The sequence below is a fragment of the Salipiger bermudensis genome (assembly GCF_019801965.1).
Classification (GTDB): Bacteria; Pseudomonadota; Alphaproteobacteria; order Rhodobacterales; family Rhodobacteraceae; genus Salipiger; species Salipiger bermudensis_A.
This window is the reverse complement of the sequence record NZ_JAHVIA010000008.1, coordinates 86,981-106,546: the sequence shown is the minus strand read 5'-3', so window position 1 is coordinate 106,546 and position 19,566 is coordinate 86,981. Positions and strand designations below refer to the sequence as shown.

20 protein-coding genes and 1 tRNA gene are annotated in these 19,566 nt (G+C 68.1%); 15 read left to right on the top strand and 6 right to left on the bottom strand.

What is annotated here, in order from left to right; translation table 11 throughout:
* Positions 1 to 179: 179 nt before the first annotated feature.
* Both KUV62_RS17895 and KUV62_RS17890 read right to left on the bottom strand, forming a co-directional pair.
* On the bottom strand, positions 180 to 896 hold the full coding sequence (locus KUV62_RS17895; RefSeq protein WP_222605097.1) for an RlmE family RNA methyltransferase: 717 nt from the start codon (positions 894 to 896) through the stop codon (positions 180 to 182).
* Between the two features lie 66 nt (positions 897 to 962).
* Positions 963 to 1,871 carry an AAA family ATPase gene (locus KUV62_RS17890; protein WP_222605096.1) on the bottom strand — a complete coding sequence of 303 codons (909 nt, stop codon included), beginning with the start codon at positions 1,869 to 1,871 and terminating at the stop codon, positions 963 to 965.
* Between the two features lie 239 nt (positions 1,872 to 2,110).
* On the opposite strand from KUV62_RS17890, the gene KUV62_RS17885 reads away from it, so the two are divergent.
* From KUV62_RS17885 to KUV62_RS17860, 6 genes are all read left to right on the top strand, one after another.
* Entirely contained in the window at positions 2,111 to 3,133 is a 1,023-nt protein-coding gene (locus tag KUV62_RS17885; RefSeq protein WP_222605095.1) for a glycosyltransferase family 2 protein, read from the top strand.
* Positions 3,130 to 3,765, top strand: coding sequence for a sulfotransferase family protein (locus tag KUV62_RS17880; protein ID WP_222605094.1), 636 nt, complete (start codon positions 3,130 to 3,132; stop codon positions 3,763 to 3,765). Before KUV62_RS17885 ends, KUV62_RS17880 begins: the two co-directional genes overlap by 4 nt.
* A complete protein-coding gene (locus KUV62_RS17875) occupies positions 3,762 to 6,119 on the top strand; it encodes a glycosyltransferase family 2 protein (protein WP_222605093.1) in 2,358 nt (785 codons plus the stop codon). The genes KUV62_RS17880 and KUV62_RS17875 overlap by 4 nt, the downstream gene beginning before the upstream one ends.
* A 3-nt stretch (positions 6,120 to 6,122) precedes the next feature.
* A complete protein-coding gene (locus tag KUV62_RS17870) occupies positions 6,123 to 6,818 on the top strand; it encodes an FkbM family methyltransferase (protein WP_222605304.1) in 696 nt (231 codons plus the stop codon).
* A gap of 4 nt (positions 6,819 to 6,822) precedes the next feature.
* Complete coding sequence (locus KUV62_RS17865; protein WP_222605092.1) at positions 6,823 to 7,875, top strand: glycosyltransferase family 2 protein; 1,053 nt, start codon at positions 6,823 to 6,825, stop codon at positions 7,873 to 7,875.
* A gap of 161 nt (positions 7,876 to 8,036) precedes the next feature.
* Complete coding sequence (locus KUV62_RS17860; RefSeq protein WP_222605091.1) at positions 8,037 to 8,990, top strand: phosphoadenosine phosphosulfate reductase; 954 nt, start codon at positions 8,037 to 8,039, stop codon at positions 8,988 to 8,990.
* Positions 8,991 to 8,996: 6 nt separating this feature from the next.
* On the opposite strand, the gene KUV62_RS17855 is transcribed toward KUV62_RS17860, so the two are convergent.
* Both KUV62_RS17855 and KUV62_RS17850 read right to left on the bottom strand, forming a co-directional pair.
* A complete protein-coding gene (locus KUV62_RS17855) occupies positions 8,997 to 9,767 on the bottom strand; it encodes a GNAT family N-acetyltransferase (protein WP_222605090.1) in 771 nt (256 codons plus the stop codon).
* 12 nt (positions 9,768 to 9,779) lie between these two features.
* Positions 9,780 to 10,229 (bottom strand): outer membrane protein assembly factor BamE, encoded by a 450-nt coding sequence (locus KUV62_RS17850; protein ID WP_261395746.1) that lies wholly within the window; start codon positions 10,227 to 10,229, stop codon positions 9,780 to 9,782.
* 95 nt (positions 10,230 to 10,324) lie between these two features.
* Between KUV62_RS17850 and KUV62_RS17845 the strand changes: the two genes are divergently transcribed.
* From KUV62_RS17845 to KUV62_RS17810, 8 genes are all read left to right on the top strand, one after another.
* Positions 10,325 to 10,906: a YceD family protein gene (locus tag KUV62_RS17845; protein ID WP_222605089.1), complete on the top strand. Its 582-nt coding sequence runs from the start codon at positions 10,325 to 10,327 to the stop codon at positions 10,904 to 10,906.
* A gap of 174 nt (positions 10,907 to 11,080) precedes the next feature.
* Positions 11,081 to 11,287 carry a 50S ribosomal protein L32 gene (gene rpmF / locus KUV62_RS17840; RefSeq protein ID WP_007800883.1) on the top strand — a complete coding sequence of 69 codons (207 nt, stop codon included), beginning with the start codon at positions 11,081 to 11,083 and terminating at the stop codon, positions 11,285 to 11,287.
* Positions 11,288 to 11,310: 23 nt separating this feature from the next.
* Positions 11,311 to 12,423: a phosphate acyltransferase PlsX gene (gene plsX, locus KUV62_RS17835; protein WP_222605088.1), complete on the top strand. Its 1,113-nt coding sequence runs from the start codon at positions 11,311 to 11,313 to the stop codon at positions 12,421 to 12,423.
* Positions 12,420 to 13,391, top strand: a complete 972-nt coding sequence (locus KUV62_RS17830; RefSeq protein WP_222605087.1) for a beta-ketoacyl-ACP synthase III — start codon at positions 12,420 to 12,422, stop codon at positions 13,389 to 13,391. The genes plsX and KUV62_RS17830 overlap by 4 nt, the downstream gene beginning before the upstream one ends.
* A gap of 106 nt (positions 13,392 to 13,497) precedes the next feature.
* Positions 13,498 to 13,800, top strand: coding sequence for an integration host factor subunit alpha (ihfA, locus tag KUV62_RS17825; protein ID WP_222605086.1), 303 nt, complete (start codon positions 13,498 to 13,500; stop codon positions 13,798 to 13,800).
* Positions 13,801 to 13,806: 6 nt separating this feature from the next.
* The gene (locus KUV62_RS17820; protein WP_222605085.1) at positions 13,807 to 14,949 is read left to right on the top strand and encodes a MerR family transcriptional regulator; all 1,143 of its coding nucleotides are present in this window, start codon (positions 13,807 to 13,809) and stop codon (positions 14,947 to 14,949) included.
* A gap of 76 nt (positions 14,950 to 15,025) precedes the next feature.
* Positions 15,026 to 15,102: transfer RNA gene (locus tag KUV62_RS17815), tRNA-Pro, on the top strand.
* Between the two features lie 121 nt (positions 15,103 to 15,223).
* On the top strand, positions 15,224 to 16,300 hold the full coding sequence (locus KUV62_RS17810; RefSeq protein WP_222605084.1) for a 2'-deoxycytidine 5'-triphosphate deaminase: 1,077 nt from the start codon (positions 15,224 to 15,226) through the stop codon (positions 16,298 to 16,300).
* Between the two features lie 125 nt (positions 16,301 to 16,425).
* Here KUV62_RS17810 and KUV62_RS17805 read toward each other — a convergent pair whose 3' ends face one another.
* A complete protein-coding gene (locus KUV62_RS17805; protein ID WP_222605083.1) occupies positions 16,426 to 17,757 on the bottom strand; it encodes a GGDEF domain-containing protein in 1,332 nt (443 codons plus the stop codon).
* Between the two features lie 297 nt (positions 17,758 to 18,054).
* Between KUV62_RS17805 and KUV62_RS17800 the strand changes: the two genes are divergently transcribed.
* Positions 18,055 to 18,720 carry a DUF1236 domain-containing protein gene (locus tag KUV62_RS17800; protein WP_222605082.1) on the top strand — a complete coding sequence of 222 codons (666 nt, stop codon included), beginning with the start codon at positions 18,055 to 18,057 and terminating at the stop codon, positions 18,718 to 18,720.
* 96 nt (positions 18,721 to 18,816) lie between these two features.
* Here KUV62_RS17800 and scpB read toward each other — a convergent pair whose 3' ends face one another.
* Positions 18,817 to 19,410: an SMC-Scp complex subunit ScpB gene (scpB, locus tag KUV62_RS17795; protein ID WP_261395763.1), complete on the bottom strand. Its 594-nt coding sequence runs from the start codon at positions 19,408 to 19,410 to the stop codon at positions 18,817 to 18,819.
* Positions 19,411 to 19,566: the final 156 nt, after the last annotated feature.

The window sequence follows — 19,566 nt, the reverse complement described above, 5'->3', positions numbered from 1 at the left end:
GGACAGGCCGGCCGAGGCGCATGGCCTCGCGGGAAGCGCGCTCCGCCAGGCCGCGAGCGCCCGCCACAACATGCCGGATCAGGCAGGGGCCCGGCCAGAGCCAGCGCTGAGGGCCGCCGCGGCTCGCGCGTTCCTAGAGCGCGCGGCGCGGTCCTTCCGGCCGCCACCGGGCTGAGCACTCAGCCGCGGAAGCCTGTCGCGACAACGAATTTCTCCGAGGAATCCGAGCGGCTTGCCGGCGGCTTGACGTTGGCCACCTTGTCGAAGCGCTTCTTCAGCAGCGCCTGAAGCCCCTGCTCCGCGCCGCCCGCCAGCACCTTGGCGACAAAGGTGCCGCCCTCTTCGAGCACGTCGAAGGCCAGCTCGGCAGCGGCCTCGCAGAGCGCGATGATGCGCAGGTGATCGGTCTGCTTGTGCCCCGAGGACGAGGCCGCCATGTCCGACATCACCACGTCGGCCTTGCCGCCGAGCCAGGCCTTGACCTTGTCGTCGGCGCCGTCCTCCATGAAGTCGAGCTGGTGGATCTCGGCCCCGGGGATCGGCAGCACCTCCTGCAGATCGACACCCAGAACGAAGCCCTGTGCCTTGCCCGAGCGCTCGCCGAGCGCGTTGACCCGCGGCACCGCGACCTGGCACCAGCCGCCCGGCGCGCAGCCGAGATCGACCACCCGCGCGCCCGGCACGAGGAAGCGGTATTTCTCGTCAAGCTCGAGGATCTTGAAGGCGGCACGGCCGCGATAGCCCTCTTCCTTGGCGCGCTTCACGTAAGGGTCGTTGAGCTGGCGCTGCAACCAGCGCGTCGAGGAGGTCGTACGCCCGCGCGCCGACTTCACCTTGACCTTCAGGTCGCGCTGGCCGCGCCCGGAGGTGTTCTTTCCTGTCGGCTTCTTTGCCATGGCCGGTATCGTCTTTCTTCAGATGCCGGGGCGACATGCCCGTCTTGCGGCCATTGTGCAAGTTTCTCAGCCCGGTTCCAACGTCGCTTTCGCATCTTTGAGCAGCCGCGCCGCCTCGGAGCCTTGAATCTTCGCGATGTCGTCCTGGTATTTCAGGATCGCGCCCAGCGTGTCCGAGATCACCTCGGGGCTGAGATCGACCACGTCGAGCGCCAGCAGGCACTTGGCCCAGTCGATGGTCTCGGCGACGCCGGGCTTCTTGAAGATGTCCTCGGTGCGCAGCGCCTGCACGAAGGCCACGATCTCGCGGCTGAGCTCTTCGGCGATGCCGGGCTCGCGGGCGTGCAGGATCTCGACCTCGCGGGCAAAATCCGGGTAGTCGACCCAGTGGTAGAGGCAGCGCCGCTTGAGCGCGTCATGCACCTCGCGGGTGCGGTTCGAGGTCAGGATGACGATCGGCGGCTCGGGCGCCTTGATGGTACCGAGCTCGGGGATCGTCACCTGGAAATCCGAAAGCGCCTCGAGCAGGAAGGCCTCGAAGGGCTCGTCGGTGCGGTCGAGCTCGTCGATCAGCAAGACCGGCGCGCCATGCTCGTCGGGACGCATGGCCTGCAGCAGCGGCCGCTCGACGAGGTAGTCCGGGCCGAAGAGCTCACGCTGGAGCACCTCGCGATCGGCGCTGCCCTGCGCCTCGGCGGTGCGGATGGCGATCATCTGCGCCGGGAAGTTCCACTCGTAGACGGCGCTCGACGCATCCAGCCCCTCGTAGCATTGCAGCCGGATCAGCCGCCGCCCCAGCATCAAAGCCAGCGCCTTGGCGATCTCGGTCTTGCCGACCCCAGCCTCGCCCTCGAGAAACAGCGGCCGCCCGAGCTTCAGCGACAGGAAGACGACCGTGGCAAGCGGCCGCCCGCAGACATAGCCTGTCTCGGAAAGCAGCGTCTGGACGTCGTCGATGGTTGCGGGAATTGTCATGCGGGGCCTCCTCCTGCCCTCCGGAGTGCCCGCCCCGGGGGGCGCGGTCAATCCCCCGAAGGTCGCAGTCGGGGAGAATCCCATCGGCCACAGCCGTGCTGCCAAGGCCCTGCGAGCGTTGACGCATCCCGGGCGAGGTGCGATTGTCTCACGATGAGGGTAAGGCCACGGGGGAGCATACCTCCGGGCGCATTCGGACCGGGCAGGCCCATGAGTGACGGACAGGCGGGAGCGCAGCGATGCGCATAACCGCGGTGACATGCGTGAAGAACGAAGGCCCGTTCCTGCTGGAATGGGTGGCCTACAACCGTCTTCTCGGGGTCACGGATTTCCTCATCTATTCTAACGATTGCAGCGACGGCACCGACACGCTGCTCGACGCGCTGGCGCCCTGGGGCGTGGTGCACCTGCCCAACCCCGCCAAGGGGCGCAACTACCAGATGGAGGCGCTCAAGCACGCCGAGAAGCAGCCGGTGGTGCGGCAGGCCGACTGGGTCTGGGTGGCGGATGTGGACGAGTTCCTCAACATCCATGCGGGCGACCACACCATCCCGGCGCTGGTCAAAGCCTGCGGCGATCCGCAGGCGATCTCGATCAGCTTCCAGTTCTTCGCCAATGACGGCGTCGAGCGCTTCGAGGACCGCCCGGTGATCGAACAGTTCACCCGCTCGCACAATCCCGATCTCTGGTGCGCCGAGAGCGCAATCGAGGTCAAGACGCTGGTGCGACAGGACTTTCCGCTGCACTATTTCGGCGCGCACCGGCCCTTCCATCGCGTGACCGAGGATGCGGAGCCGCCGCGCTGGACCGATGGCTCGGGCCGTCCGGTGCCGCCGAAGTTTCTCGTCGCGGCCAACACCCGCCGCATCCGCAAATTCCCCGCCGCCGGCGCCCGGCGCCACGCCACGCTGAACCACTACGCGCTGCGCTCGCTCGACAGCTACCTCGTCAAGAACGACCGCGGCGACGTCAACCGCGAGGGCCGCGCCTTCGATGACACCTACTGGCGCGAGCGCAACGATCCCGCCTTCGAGGATCGTTCGATCCAGCGCCACCTGCCGGCGCTGGAGACCGCCTTGCAGGAGATGAAGGCCGGCCCGCTCGGGGCGCTGCACGATGATGCCGTGCGCCGCCACCGCGACAAGCGCGACGCGCTGCTGGCCCAGCCGGCCTATGCCGAGATGCGGGCGCATCTGGAGCGCCTGCCGGCGCTGCCGCCCGGAGAGGCCGAGCTGATGCGCGAGCTGGGGATGGCGCCATGAGCGTGCGCGTGATCAATCTCGGCCTGCCCAAGACCGGCACCACGACGCTCGGCGTGGCTCTGGAGCACGCGGGCCTCCGGGTGGCGGATTATAAGCTGCGCCGTCGAAGCTGCCCCGACAAGAGCATCGCCGGCAGCTTCGTCGCGCGGCAGCTCTATGACGGCTATTTCGGCTCGGGCGACCCACTGGAGAAGCTCGGGATCTTCGACGCCCTTTCTGAGATATCGGTTTTGAATCGCGACCTATGCCTCTGGCCCCAAACGGATTTTGGACTTATCCAGAGCCTGCGCGAGCGCTATTCCGAGCTGCGCTTCGTGGCCTCCTACCGCGATCCCGACGCCACCGCCCATTCGATGCTGCGCTGGTCCGACCTCGGAAGCGACCGGCTGCCCAAGGGCAATGTCCCCGGGCTTCCTAGGGGCTATGGCGAGACCCGCCTGCAGCGCGCGCAATGGGTGGCGCAGCACTATGCCTTCCTGCGCACGATCTTCGCTGGCGACCCGCGGTTCCTGGAGTATGACATCGACGATCCCGACGCCCCCGAAGCGCTTTCGGCGCATCTAGGAATTGACCTACCCTGGTGGGGAAAGGCCAATGAAAACAGGTCGATGCGTCCGGAGGGCGCGGAGTGAAAATCATCGTTCATATCGGGCCCGACGGCCCTTCGACCGATCGGCTGCAAAGGGTGCTGCACGCCAAGCGCGACCAGCTGAAATCCAAGGGCGTGCTCTATGCCCGCACCCCCGGCGCGAAGAACCACACGCGGCTCTTCATGGCGGTGAGCGCGCCGGAGGCCGTCGACACGCTGCGCTTCAACCGCGGCTTCATCACCCCCGAGAAGCAGGCGGCGCTGCGTGCCGAGGTGGCGCAACAGCTCGCGAACGAGGTGGCGCAGACCCAGCCCGAGACGCTGATCCTGTCGGCGCATCAACTTGGGTCTAACCTGACATCTAGACATGAAATCAATACCCTGAAAGATCTTCTTTCACCACTCTCGGAAGAGATAGAGATCATCGGCCATATCGGTGATCCGGCCCGGATGCTGGTCGCCCGCTACTGTGCGCAACTGCTTGAAGGACGCGCGCGGCCGCTCGATCTCGAGCTTGGGTTGCTCGACCAGGAAAGCTGGTGGGAGGCAGCCCTTGCCACCCATCCCGCCCCCGACCTGCAGGCCGGGCGGTTCTCCGAGGTTCAGGGCGCGGTGCACTGGCTGGATTTCGCGCGGCTGCAGCAGGAGTGGGAGGCGGTGTTCGGCGCCGGGAGCCTTCGTTTCCGCGTGCTCGACCTGCCGCAGCTCTATTCAGAGGCCGCCACCGAGGAGATCCGCGCCGCCTTCGGCATCCGCGAGACCATCGGCAAGGCCGAGCCAGAGCGCCAACCGGTGCTGCCGTCCGCCGCCTGGATGGCGCGCTGTCGCCAGATGAACGACGTGCTGCTGCGGTTCCTGGCGCAGCGCGAGACCATCCTTCCGCGCCAGCTGTGGCGCAAGATGCTGGGCGAGATCAAGGTGCACGGCGCGCCCATCGATCCGGGCAGCCTGCACCCAATCTCCGAGCGCTTTGGCGACGACCTCGCCACCCTCGCCGCCCATCACCCCGGCCTCGATCCCGCGCGCCTCGCCCCCGCACCGCAGGCCGCCCCCTGGCAGGAGGCGGACCCGACGCTGGGCTTCCGCGCCACGCAATATCTCATGGCCTTCCGCTGGCGCATCGCGCAGGCGAGCAAGGAGGCCGAGCCCGAGAAGGCCTCCGAGATCGCCGCCCTCGCGGATCCCGAACCAACCCCTGCGCCCAAGCCGGAGTTGCCCAGGCTGTCGCCCTGGGCCGAGCGCTACATGCCCGATCTCGCCAGGCAGAACGTCGCCAAGCTGCAGCGATCCCCCTTCAAGCCGCACAACCGGCTCGGGCGCGTCCGGGAAGACGCCGCGCCAGAGCCCTACGCCCCGCGCCAGCGTCTCGAAGGCCGCGGCGGGAACATCATCGTCGGCTGCATGAAGAACGAGGCACCCTATATCGTCGAATGGGTGGCCTATCACCGCGCCGTGGGCTTCGACGATTTCCTGATCTACAGCAATGGCTGCGAAGACGGCACCTCGGAGCTGCTCGAGCGGCTGCAGGCGATGGGCGTGCTCCAGCACCGCAACAATGACGACTGGAAGGGAAAGTCGCCGCAGCAGCACGCGCTCGACCTGTCGCTGAAGGAGCCGGTGCTGCGGGAGGCCGACTGGATCGCGCATATCGATGTCGACGAGTTCGTCAACATCCGCTGCGGCAACGGCACGCTCTCCGATCTCTTCGAGCGCGTCCCGGATGCCAGCAACATCGCCATGACCTGGCGGCTCTTCGGGTATAACGGCGTGCGCCGGCTCGAGGATCGGCTGGTGATCGAGCAGTTCGACACCTGCGCCCCCAAATACTGCCCCAAGCCGCACACGGTCTGGGGCTTCAAGACCCTGTTCCGCAACATCGGCGCCTATGGCAAGATCTCCTGCCACCGCCCCAACAAGCTTGCCGAAGGCTTCGAGGACAAGGTGAAATGGGTCAACGGCTCCGGCGCCGACATGACGCAGGAGGCGCTCCGCAACGGCTGGCGCAATTCCAAGAAGACCATCGGCTACGATCTCGTGCAGCTCAACCACTACGCCCTGCGCAGCGCCGAGAGCTTCCTGATCAAGCGCCAGCGCGGCCGGGCGCTGCATGTCGACCGTTCGATCGGGCTGAACTACTGGATCCGCATGGATTGGGGTGGCGCGCGCGACCTGACGATCAAGCGCAACATCCCCCGCGTGAGGGCCGAGATCGACCGCCTGCTCGGCGATCCCGAGCTGCGGCGGCTGCACGAGGCCGGGCTCGCCTGGCACAAGGCCAAGGCCGAGGAGCTGCATGCCACGCCCGAATTCGAGGACCTCTACCAGCAGGCCCTCGCCCTGCGCCTGACCGAAACCGAGCGGGTGGCCTATGCGCTCGCGCTCGATCTGGAGAGCTGAGTGATGGATGGCGACGGCCCGAAGAACCCCTTCCTGCGCTCGCGCGGACTGAAGATCCCCAAGCATCCGCAGATCACCACCGGCCGGGTGCGCGGCGCGATCCGCGAGGAGACCTACGAGCGCAAGGAATGCGACGCGGTCTCGCGCGTGGTGCACGAGGGCGACCGGGTGCTCGAGCTGGGCGGCGGCATCGGCTACATGTCGACGCTGCTGTCGGTCAACCGCAAGGTGGCACAGGTGGTCAGCTACGAGGCCAACCCGGCGCTGATCCCCTACATCGCCAGCGTCCACGCCGCCAACGGGGTCAGCAATGTCGAGGTGCGCAATGCGCTTCTGACGCCGGACGGCGGCGATCCGGTCGACTTCCACGTCCGGCGCAACTTCCTCGGCTCGTCGTTGGATCGCGAGGCCGATCCCGACAGCATCACCGAGACCGTGCAGATCGACCAGCACCGGCTCGCGGATGTGCTGGAGGAGGTCAGACCGGATGTGCTGGTCTGCGACATCGAGGGCGCCGAGGCCGATCTGCTGCCCGCGGGCGACTGGTCTGGATTGCGCTGCGCCATCATCGAGCTGCACCCGCAATGGATCGGCCAGAGCGGCGTCCAGGCGGTGTTTGACGCCATGCACCGTGCTGGCCTGACTTATTTCCCCAAGGCCTCAGAGGCCAAGGTCGTGACCTTCCGGAAGGGATGGTGAGCGCGTGAAGATCACCGCCGTTCTCTGCGTCCGCAACGAGGGCGCCTTCCTGCTCGACTGGCTGGCGCATCACCTGGCCTCCGGCATCACACATGTCGTCGCGCTGTCGAACGATTGCGACGATGGCACCGACGCGCTGCTCGACCGCCTCGCAGAGCTCGGCCACGTCACCCACATCCGCAACGAGGGCCCCTATGACAAGGGCGGCATCCAGTTCACAGGGCTGAAGCTCGCCGACAAGTGCGCGGCGGTGCGCGAGGCCGACTGGCTGCTGGCGCTCGACGTGGACGAGTTCGTCAACGTGCATGTGGGCGGGCGCACCCTGCCCGAGCTCATCGCGGCGCTGCCCGAGGCCGACGCCATCACTCTGACATGGCGGCTCTTCGGCAACGCAGGCGTGCTGCGCTATGCTGACCGGCCCGTGCCCCTGCAATTCACCCGTGCGGCCCCGGTGGCGATGGTCTGGCCGTGGCGCTCGGCGATGTTCAAGACGCTCTACCGCAACGATGGCACCTATCGGAAGCTCGGAGTGCACCGCCCGCGCAACCCCGATCCGGCGCGAGTCGAGGCGGCCCGCTGGTTCGATGGCGAGGGGCGCGCGCTAGACGCGCAGTTCCGCACCCGGCGGATCTTTTCCCAGTACGGGCGCTCCAACTACGGGCTGGTGCAGCTCAACCACTACCCGCTCGGCGCGATGGAGAGTTACCTGCTTAAGGCCGATCGCGGGCGGGCGGTGCATTCCGATCACCTGCTCGGGCTCGACTACTGGGTCGAGCGCAACTTCAATACCCACGAAGACCGCTCGATCCTCGCGCTGAGCCCGCAGGTGGCCGAGCAGCGCGCGGCGCTCGCGGGCGATGCCGAGCTTGCGCGGCTGCACGCGGCGGCGGTGGCGTGGCGGCAGGCGCGCTTCGAGGCGCTGATGCTGGAGGAGCCCTACCGGGCGCTTCTGGGACGGCTCCTGATGACCCCGCCGAGCCAGCCGCTGGCGCCCCAGACCGCCTCGGTCCTGCACCGTTTCGCGCAGGCCGCGCGGACGGCCGAGGACGGATCCTAGACGCCAAACGAGGCCCGGGGGCAAAAATCGCGGTATTCGGGGCAACGCCGGGTGCCAATGTTACCGTGAATTAAGCATATTTCCGCCAAAAACGCAGAACACTGTTTCCTCCAACGAGAACTCCCGCAAGACTGCGGCTCCCAGACATATGGCAGGCATAGATGCAGGATCAGACAGACCTTTCCGCGGTCGATCTCAGCGGGCTCGAGCGCAATGAATGGATCCGCCAGATCTCCGAGATCGGCGAGAGCGACGGGTTCACAGAACCGCTCGGGGCGCGGCACCACGCGGTGTTCGTGGAGCGTGGCGACACGCTCCTGGTGAGCTTCGAATCCCTTCCCGGCATCGATGCGCTGTCGGAAACTGCGACGCCGCTCGGCTGGGAGATGGCCCGCGACTGCGACTGGTCGACGCTGTCGGTGCTCTGCACCGCCGACACCTGGTTCCGCGATGAGGCGGTCTACACCTTCTTCGACCAGCTCCTCGATGACGGGTTCTTCGACGATTTCGAGACCGTGCTGTTCTACGGCGCCGGCCCCTGCGGCTATGCCGCGGCGGCCTATTCGGTGACCGCGCCGGGCGCGCGGGTGGTGATGCTGCAGCCGCAGGCGACGCTCGATCCCCGCGTCACCGAATGGGACGAGCGCTTCGTCGAGATGCGCCGCGCCGATTTCACCTCGCGCTTCGGATATGCCCCCGACATGCTCGACGCGGCGCAGCGCGCCTATGTGCTCTACGATCCACGCGAGCGCTTCGATGCCATGCATTCGGCGCTCTTCGTCCGCCCCAATGTCGACCGCTTCCGCCTGCCCTTCATGGGCAGCGCGCTGCAGGGCGACCTGCTCGATCTCGAGCTCCTCGTACCGCTGCTGACCGCCGCCGCCGAGGATCGCCTCGACAGGCTGAGCTTCGCCCGGATGATGCGCGCCCGGCGCGATCACACGCCCTACCTGCGAAAGCTGCTGATGCGGCTCGAGGGCGACGGGCGCATGGAGCTGGCCGAGATGCTCTGCGAGAACGTGACCGCGCGACTCGATGCGCCGCGCTTCCGCCGCCGTCTCGAGGCGCTGCGCGCTGCGCGGACGAAACCCGAGCAGGTCGCCGCCGAAGCCTGACAAGCGTCAGGGCGCGATGGCCCGCAGCGCCCGCGCCCGGGCGGGCGGGATCGCCGACACCTCGACACCCGTGAAGACGTGCAGCGTGGTCATCGCGCGGTCGATCACCGCGTGATCGCTGACCCAGCCGCCCATGCCGAGATAGGTGCGCAGCAGTGGCGGGATCAGCTTCATCGCCTGCCGCGCATCGCCGCCTCGCTCGGGGAACCCCACCGTCTCCGCTGCCCGCCGCCCGACCCGCCAGCGCTCCGGCGCCAGATGCCGCGCCCGAAGATGGGCAAAGGCCGGGGCCAGCGGCGCCGGATCGGTGCCGGCAAAGCTGGCGCAGCCGAACAGCAGACCGGCGCCACCCTCGTCCACCAGACCCGTGATCGCGCCCCAGGCCAGCCGCAGCACGTCGGGATCGCTGAGGCCGGGGCGCACGCAGAACCGTCCGAGCTCGAGCATCGGCCCGCCGAAGTCCTCGAGCCGCGAGAGATCGTAATACTGCGCCGAATAGCTGCGCCCGACCGCCGCGCCATCCTCGAGCCAGAGGTAGCGGAAGCAGGCCAGGAGCCCGTCCCCGCCCGTTTCCTCGATCAGCACATGCCGGCAAAGCGGGTCGAACGCATCGACATCGGCCGCCCCCTCGACGCCCAAGAAGGCCCGCCCGCGCAAGGCCTGCGCCCGCGCCACATCCTCAGCGCCCGAGGCCAGCCGGACCCGGTAGCGCCCGCGCCGCAGCAGCTCGACGCTGCCGTCCGTCGCGGCGCCGTCGCGATCCCGGAAGGGTGCCACGGCGCCCGCCGTTTACTGGGTGAACTGGTCGAGGGAGATGCCGCCGATATTGCCGAAGAGCTTGCGGATGAAGCTCAGCTCGCCATCGGTGGTCTTGGTGATGCGGCGGGTCAGCGGCACCACGTTGCCATCTTCGAGACCGTAGCGGGTGATGTTGTCGACCACGCCGTCGGAATCGAAGCTGATCGCCAGGACCTCGCGGCTGACGACCTTGGGCGCCTGCCAGGCGAACTGGCGCATCTCGGATTCGATGTAGTAGAAGCCGCCATCATTCGAGACGCCCGAGGTCGTCGGCACGCCCACGACATCCTCGACGGTGCCGCGGGTGTCGACGCCGGGAACGATCTGCTGCAGATCCTCTTCCGAGGGCGCATAGCCGTGCTTGGTGTACTGCGCGCTGCACGCGGACAGCCCCAGGACGGCCACCATTGCCACGATCGCCGGAATTGCGGGTTTTGCCATCTGCTGCGCCTTGCCTGTTGTCTTGGCCCTTGCGGGTTTCTATCCCCGATTACATAACCGAGCCAAGCCCTTCAAGCAAAGGAAAGGCAGGCACCATGAGCCAATCCGGATCCACCCCCGAGCGGCTGCGCGTGGCGGCGCTGCGCAACACCCAGCCCACCGCCTTCGACATCCGCCCCGACGAAACCCGGCGCGCCGCGCTGGCCGACGAACTGCGGCTGCTGTCGCTGAAGAAGCTGCGCCTTGCCGGCGAGCTGCGCCCCGAGGGCCGCAATGGCTGGCGGCTCGAGGCCATGCTCGGCGCTACCGTGACCCAGCCCTGCGTTGTCACCCTCGCGCCGGTCACCACCCGCATCGACGAGCCCGTGACGCGGGTCTGGCGCCCCGAGGAAAGCTTTGCCTCGCTGACCGAAGGCGCCGAGATCGAGATGAGCGACGACGAGTCCGAACCCCTGCCCGACGTCATCGACCTCGGCGCGGTGATGTCGGAGGCGCTGTCGCTGGCGCTGCCGCTCTACCCCCATGCCGAGGGCGCCGAGGCCGTGGCCGGCGAGCTCGACGCGCAGGCCGCGCCCGAACCCGAGGACGAGCGCCCGAATCCCTTCGCGGCGCTTTCGGGCCTGCGCGAGCGCATGGAGAGCGGTGAGGATGATGGCGAGGGTGGCGAAAACCGCTAAACACCCCTCTCCGCGCGCGAAATAACGCTTGCGGTTTCGCAAGAAACTCCTATTTTCGCGCCTTCATCGGAATTCTGGGTTGCCATCTCCGGGTCTATGCGACTATGAGGCCGGGCACGCCCGAACGGAACGGGCAACGAATTGCCCCCACACGCGAAAGATCGAGGTTGAGACATGGCTGTCCAACAGAACAAAGTATCCAAATCGCGCCGCAACAACCGCCGGGCGCATGACGCCCTCACTGCGGCGAACCCCAACGAGTGCGACAACTGCGGCGAACTCAAGCGCCCGCACCATGTCTGCCCCTCCTGCGGTCACTACGGTGAGCGCGAGGTCGTGGCCATGGCCGACGAGATCGAGCTGGACGAAGACGCAGCCTGAAACCGTCTGAAGGCCCGTGCCGCATGACCTCCGAACAGGATAAATCGCAGGCACGCGGACCGATCGTCCTATCCATCGACGCCATGGGCGGAGATCGCGGGCCGGCAACCATCGTTGCCGGCCTTGCCACCTTTGCGCAGCGCAACAAGCAGGCGAAGTTCATCCTTCACGGCCCTGCCGACCAGCTCACGCCGCTGGTCGAGAAGCGCAAGCTGGGCAAGCGGGTCGAGATCCGCGACGCCCAGGGTGTCGTCTCGATGGAGGACAAGCCGAGCCACGTCATGCGGAACGGGCAAGACACCTCGATGTGGTCCACGCTCGATTCGGTGCGCAACGGCGAGGCGACGGTCGCGGTGTCCTGTGGCAATACCGGCGCACTGATGCTGCTGGCGATGGTGCGCCTGCGCAAGCTGCCCGGCGTCAACCGCCCTGCCATCGCCGTGCTCTGGCCGTCGAAGAACCCGCAGGGGTTCAACGTCATGCTCGACGTCGGCGCCGACATCCGCGCCGATGCGCAGGACCTGCTGAAATACGCCCTGATGGGCGCCTCCTACGCCCGCAACGGGCTCGCGCTCGAGCGTCCGCGCGTCGGGCTGCTCAACGTGGGCACCGAGGAGCACAAGGGCCGCGCCGAGCTCAAGCAGGCGCATGAGCTGATCTCCGAGGCCGCCGAGGGCAACAATTTCGAGTTCGTCGGATTTGCCGAAGGCGGTGACATCCCCGGCGACCGCTGCGATGTCATCGTCACCGACGGCTTCACCGGCAATATCGCGCTCAAGACCGGCGAAGGCACCGCCTCGCTGATCGGACAGTTCCTGCGCGAGGCCTTTGCCTATTCGCCGCTGTCGCGCGTCGCCGCCCTGCTCGCCCTGACCTCGCTCAAGCGCCTCCAGGCTCGCATCGATCCGCGCCGCAAGAATGGCGGTGTGTTCCTCGGCCTCAACGGCACCGTCGTGAAGAGTCACGGCGCCGCCGATGCAACCGGTGTGGCAGCCGCCGTCGAACTGGCTTACGATCTGGCGCAATCGGGCTTTGGCGACCGACTCGCCGCCCGCATCGCATCGGCGGCGAGCAGCGCCGAGGACAGCGCCGCCAAGGCTGGCGCCGAGCAGGAAAAAGACGGAACGGATTCATGACCATACGCGCGCAGGTAGCGGGGGTCGGGCATTACCTGCCCGAACGCATCGTCCCCAATGCCGAGTTCGAACAGACCCTCGACACGTCGGATGAATGGATCCGCACCCGGTCGGGGATCGAGCGCCGCCACTTTGCCGCCGAGGGTCAGGCCACCTCTGATCTCGCCAGCCGCGCCGCCGAGGCCGCGCTGGCCGATGCAGGGCTTCAGCCGTCGGATATCGACGCGCTGATCGTCGCCACGTCGACCCCGGATCTCACCTTTCCCTCCGTCGCCACCATGGTGCAGGCCAAGCTCGGCATGCAGACCGGCTTCGCCTTCGACGTGCAGGCGGTTTGTGCCGGCTTCGTCTACGCCCTGACCAACGCCAACGCGCTCATCACTTCGGGCACCGCCCGCCGGGTGATGGTGATCGGCGCCGAGACCTTCTCGCGCATCCTCGACTGGCAGGACCGCGCCACCTGCGTGCTCTTCGGCGACGGTGCCGGCGCGCTGATCCTCGAGGCCCAGGAGGCCGCCGGCACGCCGCAGGATCGCGGGATCCTCGCCGTCGACCTGCATTCCGACGGCCGTTACCGCGATCTGCTCTATGTCGATGGCGGCGTCAGCACCAACTCCATCGGCCACCTGCGGATGGAGGGCAAGGAAGTCTTCCGCCACGCGGTCAGCAAGCTTGCCGCCACCGCCGAGGCGGCGCTCGAGAAGGCTGGGCTCGGCGCCTCCGATATCGACTGGGTGGTGCCGCACCAGGCCAACATCCGCATCATCGCCGGCACCGCCAAGAAGCTCGGCCTGCCGATGGAGAAGGTCGTGGTGACCGTGCAGGACCACGGCAACACCTCCGCCGCCTCGATCCCGCTGGCGCTGTCGGTGGCCAAGTCCGAGGGCAAGTTCTCGCCCGGTGACCTGGTCGTCACCGAGGCAATCGGCGGCGGGCTGGCCTGGGGCGCGGTCGCGCTGCGCTGGTAGGCACGAATTCACGCGGATTTCACGTCCGAAGCCCCGCTTTCAAGTGCTTGATATTGACTCGGAAATTTCCCGCCCCCATGCTTGGGCGAAACCGGGAGGGACGGGAATGAGTGAAAAGACCCTGACGCGCATGGATCTGAGCGAAGCGGTGTTCCGCGAGGTCGGCCTGTCGCGCAACGAAAGCGCCGAGCTGGTCGAAGCGGTTCTCCAACACATGTCCGATGCGCTGGTGCGCGGCGAACAGGTGAAGATCTCGTCCTTCGGCACCTTCTCGGTGCGCGACAAGGCGGCCCGCGTCGGCCGCAACCCCAAGACCGGCGAAGAGGTGCCGATCCAGCCGCGCCGCGTGCTGACCTTCCGGCCCTCGCACCTGATGAAAGAGCAGGTCGCCGAAGGCAACAAGAGGTAAGACCACATGAGCAAGTCCCGCGACGCGTTCCGCACCATCAGCGAGGTCGCGGATCTGCTGGACACGCCCGCCCATGTGCTGCGGTTCTGGGAAAGCAAGTTCTCGCAGGTCAAGCCGGTGAAGCGCGCCGGCGGGCGGCGCTATTACCGCCCCGGAGACATCTCGCTGCTCTCCGGCATCCGCACCCTGCTTTACGATGACGGGCTGACCATCAAGGGCGTGCAGAAGGTCCTGCGCGAGAAGGGCGTCAAGCATGTCGCCGCGCTGGCCCCGCTGGTGCTGGACGAGGACGCAGCCCAGCCCGAGATCGAAGACGCCCCCTTCGTGGATGCCGAGCCGGAAAGCGGTACGGTTCTGCCCTTCGCACCGATGCCCTCCGCCAAGGAGAAGCCCGCCAGCTCGCCCGAGGGCAACGCAGAGGAAGAGCCGGGCCCCGCGCGGGACGTGTCAGGCGCCGCGATGGACGCTACAGACGCGCCCGAGGCCCCGGCGGCAGCGCCGAGCACGCCCGAGCCGACCGATCCCGACCCGTCCGGAATCGCCGATGAGCTGCCGCCCGATCTGCCGCGGACCGATCTCTTCGCGGCGCCGTCGGAGCCTCCCGCGATCACCGATCAGGATGGCCCGGTGCCGCAATTCCTGACCCAGTCGCTCGAGGAGCGTCAGCAAGACGAGACCGCCCTGCCCGCCGAGAACGCTGCGCCTGCGGCTGACGAGGCGCTGGAGCCGATGCCCGAGCAGCCCTACGACGCCCATCTCGAGGCTGAGGCTGAGGCTGAGGCTGAGGCTGAGGCTGAGGCTGAGGCTGAGGCTGAGGCTGAGGCTGAGGCTGAGGCTGAGGCTGAGGCTGAGGCTGAGGCTGAGGCTGAGGCTGAGGAAGCCTCGCACGATTCGGACCCGCACCCGCAAGCCACCGAGCCCGCGCCCGACGACGTCTACGGCGCCGATACGCTGGCCTTCCGCGACACCGCGGTCACCCCGCGTCCCGAGTTGCCCGATCTCGCCGCTCTGCCGGCGCCGGCCCCCGGCCCGCTGCGCCATATCGCACGGATCGAGCTGCTCGACAGGACCCGCGCAGAGGCGCTTTCGGCCCCGGTTGCGGCGCTGCGCGAGTGGCTCGGCCGCTCCGGTCGCTCGGCGCGGCACTGATCCTGCGGCCCGCCGATTTTTCGTGCAGATAGGGCTTGCCCCTGCCGTCAAAAACGGTATGAACCGCACACCAAGTCGGGCTATGGCGCAGCCTGGTAGCGCGTCCGTCTGGGGGACGGAAGGTCGCAGGTTCGAGTCCTGCTAGCCCGACCAAAATACCCCGCATGCAAAACCCCGTCTGTTCCAAGGCTTTCCAGCCTCGGACGGCGGGTTTTTGTCGTTCCCTCGCCCGCCGCCGCTTGCTAAGGACAGCAGACGCAACAAGGGGACAGGCATGACCGGGGTGCTCGCCAGCCAGCAGATCGAAACCATGATCGCCGAGGGCGCGATCCGCCTCGCGCAGCCGATGGCCGAGGGGCAGATCCAGCCCGCCAGCCTCGATCTGCGGCTCGGCACCGAGGCGATCCGGGTGCGCGCCTCCTTCCTCGCGGGCGGTGGCCGCAGCGTCGCCGAGCGGCTGTCTGAGTTCGAGATGCACCGGGTCGACCTGACCGCCGGCGCCGTGCTCGAGAAGGGCTGCGTCTACGTTGTGCCGCTGCTCGAGGAGCTGGCGCTGCCCGAGGGCGTCAATGCGGTCGCCAATGCCAAGAGCTCGACCGGGCGGCTCGATCTGCTGACCCGCACGATCACCGATGGCGGCACCGAGTTCGACCGGGTGAGCGCCGGCTATACCGGTCCGCTCTACGCCGAGATCTGCCCGCGCAGCTTCTCGGTGCTGGCCCGTACCGGCATGCGGCTGAACCAGATTCGCTTCCGCAACGGCCAGTCGGTGCTCGACGATGCCGAACTCACCGCGCTGCATGCCAGCGACACGCTGGTCACCGGCGGCCCCGCGGTGATCCGCGAAGGGCTGGGCTTCTCGGTCGATCTCAAGCCGCAGGGCGACACGCTGGTCGGCTGGCGCGCCAAGCCGCATACCGGGGTGATCGATCTGGACCTGCTGGGCCATTACGACCCGGCCGAGTTCTGGGATCCGCTGCATTCCGACCGTGGCCAGCTGATCCTCGATCCGGATGCGTTCTACATCCTCGTGAGCCGCGAGGCGGTGCATATCCCGCCCGCCTATGCCGCCGAGATGGCGCCCTATATCGCCATGGTCGGCGAGTTCCGGGTGCATTACGCCGGCTTCTTCGATCCCGGATTCGGCCATGCGGGGGCCGGCGGCACCGGCTCGCGTGGGGTTCTGGAGGTGCGCTGCCACGAGGCCCCTTTCGTGCTCGAGCACGGGCAGGTGGTGGGCCGGCTGGTCTATGAGCGCATGGATGAGCTGCCCGAGCAGCTTTACGGCGCCGGCATCGCTTCGAATTACCAGGGCCAGGGCCTCAAGCTGTCGAAGCATTTCCGCGCCTGAGCGCGACGGCGCTGAACGCCATCGCCCTGAGCCGCCGCGGCGCGCCGCCGCCGCGGGCATCGGCGGCCGGGCCCCGGGCGCCTCCGTTTGCTAGAAGACGCAGGCCCCCCGGTGGGCCAAAGGACTCAGGCGGCGCGGGCCAGCACCACCCGGTTGCAGCCTGCCCGCTCGGCCTCGCGCAAGGCGCCTTCCGCCCGGGTCAGCGCCGGACCGAAAGCCGTGTCACCGCGGCGCGAACAGGCGGCCCCCATCGACACCGTCACCCCCGGCAGACTCCGCTCGAGCCCCCGCGCCGCATTCAGCAGGCGCCCGGCCCGGGCTTCGATCTCGTCACCGGCGATGCCGCGGATCAAGATCGTCAGCCGGTCATCGGCGCTCAGGGTAAGGATCTCCTCGGCGCAGAGCACCGCGCCGAGATTCGCGGCCAGTTCACGCAGGGCGGCGATGCGCGCATCGTCGCTCATCCGATCCCGATCGCCCTCGGCGGCTTCGAAGCCCACCAGAACGATGCCCATCGGGGCCGCTCCTCCGAAGGTCGCCATGAAGAGCCGCGCCATCTCGGGCCCGTAGAGGCCGCTGTCGGGATCGCGCAGCAACGCCTGCGCAAGCGCATCCTTGCGATGCGCGTAACGCTTGTGCCGTGCCTCGGCCAGCATGGCGAGGTAAAGCACCAGCATGAACACGCCCACCGAGGACAGCACCATCACGAAGAACATGGTCAGCGACTGGAAGGCCGGCTCGATGATCTTCATCAGCACCGCCGAGGCGCCGAGCCAGCCGAACCAGAGCAGCAGCAGGCGGCGCGCCGCGCGTCCGACCGGGGAATTCCCGATCGTCGAACGCAGCAGCGGCCGGCGCACGAAGCGCAGCAGCCCGGCTGTGCTGAGCCCCAGCAGCATGACGCTGGTGGGCAGCGACATGGCGCCGAACATCTGCGGCTGTTCGAAGAGATAGCCGCACAGCCCGATGAAGGGCAGCGCCATCGCCAGCAGGGTCAGGCCGAGCGGCGCCTGGCGCAGCCGCCCGAAGCTGAGCTGGCCGAGCGCGAGCAGGATGAAGGAGAGCGAGGTGTTTTCCCCCATCTGTCCGGCGCCGAAGTTGAGCCCCTGCGCATGCAGGATCTGCGCCCCGACGGACACCGCGATGACCATGCCCCAGAGTGCGGCCTCGAGCCGCGACACGGTGCGCAGCGGCGCCTGCATCGAAGTGGCGGCGAGAGCGAGCAGCGCGGCAAGTACCGTCGGGATCGAGAAGACCGCAGCGCCGACGGGCGCGTAGAGGCCGGGGATGGCGTAGACATGCCCCTCGATTGCCATGATGCACAGGAAGGCCACGACGCTCAGCGCCGCCCAGCGAATCCAGACGACGCCGCGCAAGGTGGTGTGGCTGACGGGGGCCGTGGCGGCCCGAGCGCTTCCGCGTTGAAAGGTAAAGGCGGCGGACCGGACGACTGACATGATTGAATGCTCCCCTGAGGCTTTGTGGCGGTTGTCGCGAGGGATCGATCCCGCTGAGGCTAGGGCGAAACCGTTGAGCCTTCGTAAATGCGGGCCTTGAAACGCGCGCCGGCGCTGCGCGTTCCCGGCCTCGGAAAAGGCCGGGGTTTCCCGCCGCTACGAGCATGGGGGACCGGCGCTTAACCGCTGATAAGGAAGGCCTTCCCGGGATCGGGGGGAACGGATGCCTGATTGCGTCCGTTGTCCCGCCACAAGTTCGCGGCGCCACGCCGCGCTCAAGGAAAGAAAGGACATTCCATGCGCCTCATCAAGCCCGCCGTCTTCGGTTCCGCCATCCTCGGCATCCTCGCCTCGCCCGCCATGGCGGCGATGACCGCCTCGACCACCACCGAGCTCAACCTTCGCACCGGTCCCGGTCCGCAATACGAGGTCGCCGCCGTGCTGCCCGCAGATGCGGAGCTCGACGTGCAGGGCTGCCTTGAGGCGGCGGACTGGTGCGAGGTCAGCTACGACGGCACCAGCGGCTGGGCCTATGCGGCCTACATGACCACCCCGGTCGAGAACGAGCCGGTCGTGATCTACGAAAACGCCCGCACGCTCGAGGTCGAGACCGTGACCTACGAGGATGACAGCGACGCCGTCATGGGCGGCGCGGCCGGCGGCGCCTGGGGCGCGGCGGCAGGAGCGCTCCTGGTCGGCGGACCGCTGGCGGCCGCGACCGGCGCGGTGATCGGCCTTGGTCTCGGCGCCAACGCCGAGGTCGAGGAGAAGACCGTGACCTATATCCGCGAGAACCCGGTCGAGCCGGTCTATCTCACCGGAGAGGTGGCGAAGGGCGCCGGCATCCCGCAGGAGGTCGAGATCTACACCGTTCCGGAGAGCAACTACGCCTATGTCAACGTCAACCGGATGCCCGTGGTGGTGGACCCCGAAAGCCGCCGCATCGTGCAGGTGATCCGCTGAGCCTAAGGGCACAGCATCCGTGACCCGGACGCAAAGGCACCCCCGCAGCCTGCTGCGGGGGTGTTTTCGTAGGGTGTGGCGCAGATGGAAGCGGCGTCAGTCCTCGAACAGCTCGCTCTGACCCGGCGCCTCGTCCTCGCCCTCGTCGCCGGCGCTGTCGCCCGGCAGCGGGACGGTGCCCGGCGGCGGGCGGTTGTCGAGCAGGCCGGCGGAGCGCAGCTCCTTGAGGCCCGGCAGGTCGCGGGCGCTCTCGAGGCCGAACTCGTCGAGGAAATCCTGCGTTACCACGAAGGTCACCGGACGGCCCGGGGTCATCTTGCGGCGACCGAAGCGGATCCACTCCATCTCGAGCAGCTGGTCGACGGTGCCGCGCGACACGCTGACGCCGCGGATCTCCTCGATCTCGGCCCGGGTCACCGGCTGGTGATAGGCGATGATCGCCAGCGTCTCGATGGCGGCGCGGCTGAGCTTGCGGGTCTCGACCGTTTCCTTCTGCATCAGGAAACCGAGATCCGGCGCGGTGCGGATCGCCCAGGCATCGCCCACCCGCACCACACGAACGCCGCGGCCCTCGTAGCGCTTGCGCAGGTAGACCAGCGCCTCGGCCGGGTCGGAGCCATGCGGCATCCGCGCCTCGAGCTCGCGCACCGTCACCGGCTCGGCGGAGGCGAAGAGAATGGCCTCGACCATGCGCTCCTGCTCGGCAATGGGCGGCGCCTCGAAAAGCGTGTCGCGGGGCTTGGCGGGGGCGTCGGTGGTGTCGGCAGGAGCCTGCTCCGGGGCTTCCTCCGGCGCCTCGGTCGTTTCGGGCGCCCGGGCGCCCTCCTCCTCGGCCGCGCCCGGCGC